The organism is Natronomonas sp. (assembly GCF_028274965.1).
GTDB lineage: Archaea > Halobacteriota > Halobacteria > Halobacteriales > Haloarculaceae > Natronomonas.
Genome location: NZ_JAQCNO010000002.1, coordinates 16837 through 27901, shown reverse-complemented (window position 1 = coordinate 27901; position 11065 = coordinate 16837). Strand labels below are relative to the sequence as shown.

Genomic DNA, 11065 nt, shown 5'->3' with positions numbered 1-11065 from the left:
TTCCCACTCGCTTTCCTCCTCGTCCTTCTTGTCCTTGATCTTTTTCATCCGGAAGATCTCCTCGCGCTCCTGCTCTTCGAGTTTCTGCTCGATGTACTCCTGGGCGCCGTGTAGCTCCGGCAGGAGCTTGAACTCGAGGGCGTTCACGCGGCGTTTCGTCTTCTCGATCTCCTCGAGCATCTTCTTCATCGCCGTTTCGACCTCGGCCGCGAGGATGATCGTCTCGAGCAGTTCCTCGTAGGCGTCGGCCGCCTCGTCGATGCGGGCGGAGGTGCCGACGAGCCCGTAGCCCCGTTGATCCAGCGACTTCCGGACCTTCGTCGATTCGATCTGCGGGACGACGACGCCCATGATGTTCTTCGATTGGGACGTGATCTCGGGGTGTTCCTTCAGGGCGGCGGCGGCGCCGCGGACCGCGACATCGCCCTCCATCGCCCGCGCCATGTCGAGTTTCTGCTGGGCGGTCTCGTAGTTCTCGTCGAGGTTCGACCGGACGTCCTGTGCCTGATCGAGGATGTCCATGAACTCCATGATGAGGCCGTCGCGTTTCTTCTCGAGCGTGTCGTGGCCCCGCTCGGAGAGTTCGATCCGGTCCTCGATCGCCATGAGGTTCTTTCGGGTCGGTTTGACGTCTTCGCTCATTCTTGTCGTTGGCTTTCGTCCGGACCGGGTTAATGTTTTCCAACGAGCGGGTGCGATCCGGGCGCGGAGGCGCCGCGTGGCGGCCCGATCGCGCGTATCGGTAGCTATTTGCGATCGGGTCGCCCTGCCTTACCGTATGAGCGACCGCACGCAACTGCTCGATGGCATCACCGTCGTCGACCTCTCGACGTTCGTCACCGGCGGGTTCTGCTCGCTGATGCTCGCGAACCAGGGCGCGGACGTCATCAAGGTCGAGCGCCCGGAGACGGGCGACGACATCAGACACTCCGGGCCGCCGTTTATCGACGGGGAGTCGCCGTACTACTGGACGATCAACTACGACAAACGCAGCGTCGAACTCGATCTCAAGACCGACGAGGGGCTCGAGGCCCTCTATGACCTCGCGGCGACGGCGGACGTGTTCGTCCAGAACTTCCGCCCCGGGACGGCCGATCGGATCGGCGTCGGGTACGACGACATCCGGGCCCGCAACGATGGCATCGTCTACTGTGATATCTCCGCGTTCGGCGACAGCGGCCCCTGGAGCGAGCGCCCCGGGTACGACCTGCTCGTCCAGGGGTTGAGCGGGATCATGTCCGTCACCGGCGAGGGCGACCGGAAGCCGGTCAAGGTCGGCCTCCCACAGACGGATCTCATCACCGGGATGTGGGCCGCCTTCGGGATCATGGGCGGGCTCTACCGGCGATCGGAGACCGGCGAGGGCGAGTACGTCGAACTCGGGATGTTGGACGCGGCGCTGCCGTGGCTGACGAAACAGGCCGGGAAGGTCTTCGCCGACGAGGCGCCCGAGCGGATGGGGACGAAAGACCCGGTCCTCGCGCCGTACCAGACGTTCGAGACCGCCGACGGCTACCTCAACGTCGCGTGTCTGAACCAGCGGCTCTGGGGCGATTTCTGCGCGGCGATCGACCGGCCGGGGCTCGCCGAAGACGATCGGTTCGCGACGAACGCCGACCGCGTCGAACACATGGACGCCCTCGAGGCGGAGCTGTCGGCCGCGCTCGGCGAGCGATCGACCGAGGAGTGGATGAGCGTGCTCGTCGAGGCCGGCGTGCCCGCCGCGCCCGTCCAAGACGTCGAGGACGCGTTGCACAACGAACAGACCGACGCCCGCGGGACGGTCCGGACGATCGAGGACGACGGCCGGGAGATCCCTGTGATCGAGCACCCGCTGAACTTCGAACACGTCGAGTCGGGGTTCGACAGCGCGCCGCCGGAACTCGGCGAGGACACGCACGACGTGCTCCGCGAGCTCGGCTACGACGACGGCGAGATCGAGGCGATGGCCGAAGCCGGCGTCTTCGGGGACGACTGAGCGCGTCGGCGTTCCGAGGCCCAGACCGAACCGGACGAGACGACCTCAAGGGCGGGGGCGGGAAAAAGGGGCGTGGGCGGCGCACTCGTGGCTCCGGATCGGTGTACGCGATCGAAACGGCGAAAACGGCCGGAGCGAACCCACGACGGGTCGGGCGGTCGCGTCAGTCCGCGGTCTGGGCGAGTTCTTCGCTCTCGTCTTCGACGTAGTACTCCTCGATGAACTCCTCGTCGACGCGGTTGAGTTCCTCTTTCGGCAGCCTGCTGAGCAGCTCCCAGCCGAGATCGAGCGTCTCCTCGAGCCCGCGGTTGGTCTCGAAGCCCTGCTGGATGTACTCCTCCTCGAAGGCGTCGGCGAAATCAAGGTACTTGTTGTCCCGCTCGGAGAGCGCCTCGCGGCCGACGATGTTCACGAGATCGCGGAGGTCCTCGCCCTCTGCGTAGGCCGCGTAGAGCTGGTTCGCGGTGTCGCCGTGGTCCTTCCGGGTGAAGCCCTCGCCGATCCCGTCGTCCATCAGCCGCGAGAGGCTCGGCAGCACGTTGACCGGCGGTTCGATGCCCTGGCTGTTGAGGTCCCGGTCGATGTAGATCTGGCCCTCGGTGATGTACCCGGTCAGGTCCGGGATGGGGTGGGTGTCGTCGTCGCCGGGCATCGTGAGGATCGGGATCTGCGTCACGGAGCCATCGCGGCCCTCGATCCGCCCGGCGCGCTCGTACAGCGTCGCCAGGTCGGTGTACATGTACCCGGGGTATCCGCGCCGGCCCGGGACCTCCTCGCGGGCCGCGCCGATCTCACGGAGCGCCTCGCAGTAGTTGGTCATGTCCGTGAGGATGACGAGGACGTGGTAGTCCTTCTCGAATGCAAGGTACTCCGCGGTCGTCAGCGCCAACCGCGGCGTCACCGTCCGCTCGACGGCCGGATCGTCCGCGAGGTTCATGAAGACGACGGAACGCTCTAGGGCGCCCGTGCGCTCGAAGTCGTCCATGAACTCGTTTGCCTCCTCTTGGGTGATCCCCATCGCGCCGAAGATGACGGCGAACTCCGAGCCCTCCTCGCTCTCGTCGTCCTCCTCGGGGACGGAGGCCTGTCGGGCGATCTGGAGCGCGAGGTCGTTGTGCGGCAGACCGGACCCCGAGAAGATCGGGAGCTTCTGGCCGCGGATCAGCGTGTTCATGCCGTCGATGGCAGACACGCCGGTCTGGATGAACTCCTGTGGGTACTCCCGCGCCGTGGGGTTGATCGCCGCGCCGACGATCGGGCGCTCCTCGTCCGGTTCGATCTCGGGGCCGCCGTCGATCGGTTCGCCGGACCCCGAGAGGACGCGTCCGAGCAGCTCCTCGGTCAGCGGCATCTGGAGCGTCTCGCCGATGAACCGGACCGACGACTGGCGGTCGATCCCGGACGTCCCCTCGAACACCTGGATCGCGACGAACTTCGAGGTCGATTCGAGCACCTGGCCGCGCCGGGTCTCGCCGTTCGGCGTCCGGATCTCGACCATCTCGTCGTAGCCGATCGGTTCGTCGACCTCGGCGAACACCAGCGGACCGCTGATCTCGGTAATGGTTTTGTATTCTTTCTGCATTGTCAGTAGAGCTCCTGGAGCTGTTCCGTGATCTCCGATTTCAGATCGTCGATGTACTGCTCGTACGCCTCCTGGGTGTTCATCCGGTTGAGCTTCGAGGCGGCCTCGATGTCGACGATCTCCTCGACGGGGACGCCGGCTTCGAGCGCCTCGGCGGTCTCGTCGTTGAAGTGCTGGATCGCCGTCAGCATCTGGTAGGTCTTCTCTGGCTCGCAGTAGGTGTCGACGTCGTGGAAGGCGTTCTGCTGGAGCCACCCCTCCCGGATGTAGCGGGCGACCTCCAGGGTGAGCTGTTGGTCGTCGGGCAGCGCGTCCTTGCCGACGAGTTGGACGATCTCCTGGAGTTCGCTCTCCTCGTCGAGGACATCGACGGCCCACTGCCGCACCTCGGGGTACTCCTCGACGACGTTCTCGCGCCACCACGGGTCGAGTTGGTCCGTGTACAGCGAGTACGACTCGTTCCAGTTGATAGAGGGGAAGTGTCGGCGCTCGGCCAGATCGGCGTCGAGCGCCCAGAAGCACTTCACGATGCGCAGGGTGTTCTGCGTGACCGGCTCCGAGAAGTCCCCGCCCGGCGGCGACACCGCGCCGATCGCCGAGATCGAGCCCTCGGACCCGTTGAGGTTCTGGAACTTGCCGGCGCGCTCGTAGAACTCCGAGAGGCGGGCGGCCAGGTACGCGGGGTAGCCCTCCTCGCCGGGCATCTCCTCGAGCCGCGAGGAGATCTCCCGCATCGCCTCGGCCCACCGCGAGGTGGAGTCGGCCATGAGCGCGACGTCGTAGCCCATGTCGCGGTAGTACTCGGCGATCGTGATGCCGGTGTACACGCAGGACTCCCGCGCCGCAACGGGCATGTTCGAGGTGTTCGCGATGAGGCAGGTCCGGGACATGAGCGGCTTGCCCGTCTTCGGGTCCTCCAGTTCCGGGAAGTCCTCGATGACCTCGGTCATCTCGTTGCCGCGCTCGCCGCAGCCGACGTAGACGACGATGTCCGCGTCGGCCCACTTGGCGAGTTGGTGTTGGGTGACGGTCTTCCCGGAGCCGAACGGGCCGGGGATGGCCGCCGTGCCGCCCTTCGCGATCGGGAACAGCCCATCGAGGATGCGCTGTCCGGAGATCAGCGGCGTCGTGGGGGTCTCCTTTTCGACGGTCGGCCGGGGCTCTCTAACCGGCCACTCCTGGCGCATCGCGATCTCCTCGCCGGTGTCGAGTTCCACGACGGTCTCGTCGACGGCGAACGCCCCGTCCTCGACGGCGACGGCCTCGCCGCCCTCGTACCCCGGCGGCACCAGGACCTTGTGGTCGATGCTTTCCGTCTCGGGGACGATACCGACGACATCGCCCGGCGCGACCTCGTCGCCGACCTCGATCTCGGGGTTGAACTCCCAGGTTCGCTCGAGGTCGATCCCCGGGGCGTCGACGCCCCGATCGAGGAACGCGCCCATCTTCTCTTCGAGGACGTCCAGCGGGCGCTGAACGCCGTCGTAGATGCTGTCCAACATGCCGGGGCCGAGATCGACCGAGAGCGGCTCTCCGGTGTTCTCGACCGGTTCCCCGGGGGCGACGTCGGACGTTTCCTCGTACACCTGGATGGTGGTGATGTCGCCTTCGATCTCGATGACCTCGCCCATCAGACCCTCGTTGCCGACGTAGACGACGTCGTTCATCCTGGCGGCGAGGTCGGTCGCGGTCACGACGGGACCGCTGACGCTCTCGATTACGCCCTCGTCCGTTGTTTCGGTTGCAGTTGCTTGACTCATTGTTACTCGTCCATCAGATCGATGCCGATGGCGCGTTTGATCTGCTCTCGCAGGTTGCCCGAACCGGTCCCGCCGCCCAGCGTGACGACGACCGGTTCGACGCTCGTTTCGACCCGCTGTCGGACTGTGCGTGAGAGGCGCTCGACATCGTCGTCGTGCATGACGACGATCCCGACGCCCTCGTCGTCGAGCGCGGACTCGACGGCGTCGTCGAGGCGCTCGTCTTTGTCGGCTTCGGGGACGTTCTCGAAGCGGCGGACGCCCGCGAGGCGGAACCCGGTCGTGAACTCCGGGCTCCCGACGACGGCGATCTCCTGGCTCATTGTATCAGCTCCGTTTCGATCTCCTCGACCGACAGCCCGGCCTCCCGGCCGCGGGCGATCGCTCTGACGTTCTCTATCTCCCGTTCCTTCGAGAGGACGTACGAGAAGACCGGACAGACGGACAGGGGGTACCGGCTCGACAGCGTCTGGGAGTACTCCAAGAGCGCGGTGTCGAGGGCGTGTTCGAACTCGATGAGGCTGTCGGCGTCCTCCAGGTCGTCGAGCGCGTCCGCGAGGTCGTCGCCGTACGTGCTCTCGCGGATCCGGGCGACCAACTCGTCGGTGTTCGAGGCGAGCTGTCTGATCCCCTCGACCCCGAAGAGCCGCCCGCCGTCCATGAAGTACGCCGCCGGATCGATGTCGGCGCCGCTTCGGGCGATCCGGAGCGCGTTGCGGACGTTCCGGAAGTCGATCTCGGCCTGCAGGAAGTCCTTGTACAGCGCCTTCGGCGAGTCCGGCTCCTGGGTCCCGATGTCGTCCATCAGGTGGGTGTAAAACGCGCGGTCGATCGCGTTCTCGAGCGGCACGAGGAGGTCTTCGGCCTCGTACTCCGAAAAGGCCCCGGCGAGCGGCTCCCCGAAGATCGTGTTCTCGAGGAGGTCGGTGACGGCCTCGATGCTCCCCGCGTCCAAGAGTCGATCGAGGAAGCGATCGGAGAACTCGCCGGTCCGGACGAGGTCGTCCCGCACTTCCTCTCTGTCGGCGTCGGTGTAGACGCCGCGGAGGACCGTCTTGACGTTCCAGGCGTCGAACTTCCGGAGGTAGTTGGCGATGTAGCCGTAGAGCGGTCCCTCCGACCACCGCAACAGGTCGTCGAAGTGCTTTGCGAGGTTCTCGCTGAGGGCGTACTCGACGAGATCGACGCCGGAGTGACGGGCACCCAGGGCGTTCATCTCGGTCTCGTACTCGGTCTCCTCCATGAACCGCGCGATTTCGCCCGGTCCCATCCGGACCAGCTTCCGGTAATCGTCCCCATCGAACAGTTTCGCTCGCCGCGATCGGACCCGCGCCGTGACGTATTCGTAGTTCGAACTTCCGTCTGTTTTGACGCTCATTCTTCGAAGAGCCGCGCGCTTATCTCACGCAGATTATCGTCCCAGGCCGATTCAAGAACGGAATCGAACGTGTTGTCCACGCGGACGCGGGAGGCGTCGGACTCGACGACGACGCCGCCGAGACAGTCCGTCGGTTCGCCGACGCTGAACCCCTCGTACTCCTCGAGGATCGTCTCCAGTAGCTCCTCGTCGTCGGCCCGGCCGTGGACGGTGACGGCGTCCGCGTCCCCGAACTCCGCCGCCGCGGCGTCGAGGAGCGTCCGGGTCAACTCGGCCCGCTCGTCGCCCTCGATGGCGGCGATCTCCGCTTCGACGTCGCCTTTGATCTCCTCGATGACCCGGCGTCGGGCGTCGAGGCGCTCCTGTTTGGCCTCGAGTTTCGCACTCGAGAGCTTCTGTTCGCGCTCCTGTTCGATCGCCCGCTCGGCGTCGCGCTCCGCTTCCGCTTTGATCTCCTCGGCGTCGTCTTCGGCCTCGGAGACGATCTCCTCGGCGCGCTCTTCGCCCTCCGAGCGGATCTCCATGGCGCGCGCACGGGCTTCGTCTCGGATGTCCTCTACGACCGTTTCAAGACTCATTGTTGGATACTCGGGTGCTGTTTACAGCGTGAGGAACACGACGACCAGCGCGAGAATCACGAGCGTCTCGGGCAGCACTGTCAGGATGAGTCCGCGTCCGAACAGGTCCTCGTTCTCCGCGATGGCCCCCATCGCCGCGGCGCCGATGCCCCGCTCGGCGATGCCCGCGCCGAGTGCCGCAAGCCCGACCGCCAGCGCCGCCGCCGCCGTCGCGCCGATCGCGGGACCGCCAGCGCCGCCGTTCTGAAGAACCGGTACAACACTGCCCAACGCCGTAGCAAGTTCGAACATGGTTTGGTTTTCCGGGTGGATTGTCGTAATCCGAACAAACGGACGTACCTGCACTGAGTTCATAAAGCTTCCCAAACGGCGTGGAGAGCGTCCGCCGGCGACTCGCACGGACGGTGAACGACCGATCGATCGCCGCCGGCGCGGCGACGGGAGAGCCGACCGGGGGACGCGTCAGTCCTCGGTCGTGTAGGTCCGTTCGTGCCCGAACGGCGCGTACTTCTTGCCGCCGCCCTCGTAGAACTTGCCGAAGAACTCGACGTACTCGAGGCGGATCGCCTGCAGGCCGGCGGAGGTGATGCCGAGCACCAACACCAGCACGTGTCCGAGCACCAACACGACGATGCCGAAGAGGACGCCGAGGGCGAGCATCACGCCGCCGTCGGCGTTGAGCAGTCCGCCGAAGATCACCTCGTTGGCCGCCTGCGCCTCGGAGAGCTCGGCGGCCTCGGCGAAGAAGATGAGGTGGAACTCCCCGTCGTGGAGATACGCCCCGAAGACGAGCAGGTTCACCGCAAGCGCCATGCCGGCCTTCGCGAGCAGCACGGCGGCGATACGCGTATAGGAGACGACGTGGCCGAACGCCTGCGTGATCGACTCGACGAGGCCGATCGCGCCCTCGACGCGCAACACGAGGGCCAATCCGACGAGGATCGTGAGGATCTGCAGCGAGACGGTCCCGACGACCGGCAGCGCGAACAGTTCGACCGACGAGAAGCCGTTGAACCCGAGCGGCAGCGCAACGCCCTCGGTGATGGGCTCGCCGGTTGCGGGGTTTGTCATCCCCTCGGCGGCGAAGACGCTGAACATGAAGTTCGGCTTCGGGCCCAACGCGGTCGCGGTGAAGACCCACCACCACGTGCCGACGGTCAGGATGATCCACGAGCCGCTCTCCATGAACGCCTCGCCGACGCCGTGTTCGAGGTTGTTGACGAAATCGAAGACGCGGCCGACCACGAGGTGGGCGACGCCGGCGACGGCGCTCGCCAACAGCCACGCGTACGCGTAGTAGATGAAGTGCGGCTGGAGGCCCTTGTGGATCGGCGGGTTGCCGCCCCAGACGATCTCGCCGAGCTGGTGGAGCCCGAAGAACTCCCCGTAGAGCACGCCGAAGACGACCGTGAACGCGCCGGCGTAGACGCCGACGCCGCCGAGCGAGCGGACCGCCCCCGACTCGAAGCGGCGCATGATGAGGTAGCCGAGCCCCATGTACAACAGCCCGTACCCGACGTCACCGATCATGAAGCCGAAAAACAGCGGGAACGTCAAAAACAGGATGAGCGTCGGGTCGAGCTCCGAGTACTTCGGTCGGTTGATGACCTCGATGAGCGATTCGAACGGCTTCACCGCGCCGCTGTTGTCCTGGATGACCGGCGGGGCGCTCGTGCTCATCGTGGTGCCGCCGTCGGCGGCGACCTCCTCGGCCGGCCCTCCGGGGCCGGCGGGATCGGAGGGATCGACCGACTCGCGGTCGTGGGCGTGGCCCTCGCCGTCGTAGGCCGCGCGTTCGAGCTCCTCAACTTCGACGTGGTCCCCGACGGCGGCCTCGAGTGCGTCTTCCATCTCCGAGCGCCGCTCGGTCGGGATCCACCCCTCGGAGATAAAGGCGTTGTCGGTGGTCGCAAACGTCAGCGGCGCCTCGCGTTTCTGGACCTCGATCGCGAGTTTCTCCTCGGCGGCGAACAGGAAGCTCGCGACCTCGTCGCCAACCTCCTCGAGGTCGCTTTCGACGCCGTCGAGCCGCGATTCGACCCGCTCGCGGCGGGTCCGCAGCTGGTCGATGTACGCCTCGGGGCTCGTCGCCGCGTCGTCGGTCTCGGGGATCTCGTACTCGGTGAACGACACGCCGACGAGGGCCTCTTGGAGGTCGGCCTCGGGGTAGACGAACACCCCGACGTACCCGCCGCCCTCGAAGAGCTCGTAGGCCTCGATCGCCGCCGCCTCCTCGAGGGCGCTTCGGATCTCCTCGGCGTCGCCCTCCCCGACCGCCGCGGTCAGCGAGTCGTATCCGGCGAACAGGTCGATGTCGATCCCGAGCTCCGCGAAGGGGCGGGCGGTGTCGATCGCGTCGTCGATCTCGCGGAGTTCGTCCTCAAGTTCCGATCGCTCGTCGTCGAGTTCGTTGACGCGCTGTCGGACGTTCTCGAGTTCCGCGTCGAGTTCGTCGTCCCGAATGATCCGGGGCTGGCCGGCGTCGGCCTCGGTGACCCCGAGGGTGCTCTGGAGCGCCCGGACGGTGACGAGCTTCTCGGCGGCCTCGTCGGCGCCCTCGATCGGATCGCCGGGGTCGAACCCCTCCCAGGTGCCGTCGTAGTCGGTGACGTGCAGCAGATCCAGCCCGTGGATCGCCTCGATGGCGTCGTCCATCACGCGTTTGGATCCCGTCACCGAGACCCGGCTCATCCGTTCGGGTCTAAGCATGTACCGCCTCCGTGAACAGCTCGACGGCGTGTTCGACCACCTCGTCGTGTTTCCGTTGGGCGCGTTCCTGGAGGCGCTCGCGCTCGGCTTCGCCCTCCGCGAGGATCTCCTCGCGCTCGGCTTCGATCTCCGTTCGGGCCTCCTCGAGCCGGGTCTGTTTTATTTCGGTGGCCTCCTCGCGGGCCTCCTCGCGGATCCGGTCGGCCTCCTCGCGGGCCTCCTCGATCAGTTCCTCGCGTTCGGCTTCCGCCTCCGCGACCGTGTCGTCGGCGGCGTTCTCGGCCTCTTTGATCCGGTCAAGAACCTCTGGCCTGGCCATAGTTATATCATCGACTACTTCGGAAAGCGGCTATTTGGTAGTTGCGGAACGGGGCCGGTCGGCGCGCCGCCGGCCCGGGCGGCTCCGGGCGCGCCGCGTTAGATGTATCCGAGCGCGTCCTCGATGCGGCCGAGTTCGGGGCCGGTCGTCTCCGAGCCGGTGACGTAGCCCTCCCCGTTGGCAACGAGCCCGGAGCCGACGAGCGGACCGCCGTAGTTGATCGTTCCGATGTCGGCGTACACGCCGAACAGCTCCTCTAAGAAGTCGAGTTTCTCGTCTGTCGTCTTCGGATGACAGAGCACGCCCTCGTTCGTCACGACCGCGGCGGTTCCGACCGTCCGGACGTCGGCGATCATCCCGCGTTCGACGGGGACGTCCAGGGCGTCCGAGACCGTCCGGACGGCCGCCCGCGAGAGGTCCGGATGGACGAAGGCGCCGGCGTCGTTCGCGAGGACGACGTTTCCGGCGGCGTTGATGCTGCCGGGGAGTTCGGCGACCGGGAGGTCCGTCGCGTCGGCGATGCGGTCGCGCTCGCGGTCGGTGACGCGGTCGCTGACCACCAGTCCGTTGGCGTTGCCGGCGGCGAGCGAGCCGACCGTCCCCGACCCGGCGACCGTCGTCGGGACTGCGGGCACGCCGAGTTCCGCCTCGAAGTCCTCCCGGAGCGAGGCGTCGGCGTCCGGGCGGATCAACAGGCACTCGTCGGTTGCCCGCGCGAAGACGCCGACGTACGCGGAACCGGAAAACGCCGCGCGGAGCAC

11 protein-coding genes are annotated in these 11065 nt (G+C 66.7%); 1 reads left to right on the top strand and 10 read right to left on the bottom strand.

Going from position 1 to position 11065, the window contains the following annotated elements; genetic code table 11:
• The coding region (locus Q0916_RS00425; protein ID WP_299232805.1) for a V-type ATP synthase subunit D at window positions 1-642 on the bottom strand (642 nt) is incomplete at its 3' end.
• A 136-nt stretch (window positions 643-778) separates the two neighbouring features.
• Between Q0916_RS00425 and Q0916_RS00420 the strand changes: the two genes are divergently transcribed.
• Window positions 779-1978 carry a CaiB/BaiF CoA transferase family protein gene (locus Q0916_RS00420; RefSeq protein ID WP_299232802.1) on the top strand — a complete coding sequence of 400 codons (1200 nt, stop codon included), beginning with the start codon at window positions 779-781 and terminating at the stop codon, window positions 1976-1978.
• Window positions 1979-2141: 163 nt separating this feature from the next.
• Here the strand turns inward: Q0916_RS00420 and Q0916_RS00415 are convergent, their stop codons facing one another.
• From Q0916_RS00415 to Q0916_RS00375, 9 genes are all read right to left on the bottom strand, one after another.
• Window positions 2142-3560, bottom strand: coding sequence for an ATP synthase subunit B (locus tag Q0916_RS00415; protein ID WP_299232799.1), 1419 nt, complete (start codon window positions 3558-3560; stop codon window positions 2142-2144).
• Window positions 3561-3562: 2 nt separating this feature from the next.
• Window positions 3563-5320 carry an ATP synthase subunit A gene (locus Q0916_RS00410; RefSeq protein ID WP_299232797.1) on the bottom strand — a complete coding sequence of 586 codons (1758 nt, stop codon included), beginning with the start codon at window positions 5318-5320 and terminating at the stop codon, window positions 3563-3565.
• A gap of 2 nt (window positions 5321-5322) precedes the next feature.
• On the bottom strand, window positions 5323-5643 hold the full coding sequence (locus tag Q0916_RS00405) for a V-type ATP synthase subunit F (RefSeq protein WP_299232794.1): 321 nt from the start codon (window positions 5641-5643) through the stop codon (window positions 5323-5325).
• Window positions 5640-6698, bottom strand: a complete 1059-nt coding sequence (locus tag Q0916_RS00400; RefSeq protein ID WP_299232790.1) for a V-type ATP synthase subunit C — start codon at window positions 6696-6698, stop codon at window positions 5640-5642. Before Q0916_RS00400 ends, Q0916_RS00405 begins: the two co-directional genes overlap by 4 nt.
• Window positions 6695-7276 carry a V-type ATP synthase subunit E gene (locus tag Q0916_RS00395; protein ID WP_299232787.1) on the bottom strand — a complete coding sequence of 194 codons (582 nt, stop codon included), beginning with the start codon at window positions 7274-7276 and terminating at the stop codon, window positions 6695-6697. Before Q0916_RS00395 ends, Q0916_RS00400 begins: the two co-directional genes overlap by 4 nt.
• 21 nt (window positions 7277-7297) lie before the next feature.
• Window positions 7298-7567 carry a F0F1 ATP synthase subunit C gene (locus Q0916_RS00390; RefSeq protein ID WP_299232784.1) on the bottom strand — a complete coding sequence of 90 codons (270 nt, stop codon included), beginning with the start codon at window positions 7565-7567 and terminating at the stop codon, window positions 7298-7300.
• Window positions 7568-7738: 171 nt separating this feature from the next.
• Window positions 7739-9985 (bottom strand): V-type ATP synthase subunit I, encoded by a 2247-nt coding sequence (locus Q0916_RS00385; protein WP_299232781.1) that lies wholly within the window; start codon window positions 9983-9985, stop codon window positions 7739-7741.
• On the bottom strand, window positions 9978-10304 hold the full coding sequence (gene ahaH / locus Q0916_RS00380; protein WP_299232777.1) for an ATP synthase archaeal subunit H: 327 nt from the start codon (window positions 10302-10304) through the stop codon (window positions 9978-9980). Before ahaH ends, Q0916_RS00385 begins: the two co-directional genes overlap by 8 nt.
• A gap of 98 nt (window positions 10305-10402) precedes the next feature.
• Window positions 10403-11065, bottom strand: coding sequence for a translation initiation factor IF-6 (locus Q0916_RS00375; RefSeq protein WP_299232774.1), 663 nt, complete (start codon window positions 11063-11065; stop codon window positions 10403-10405).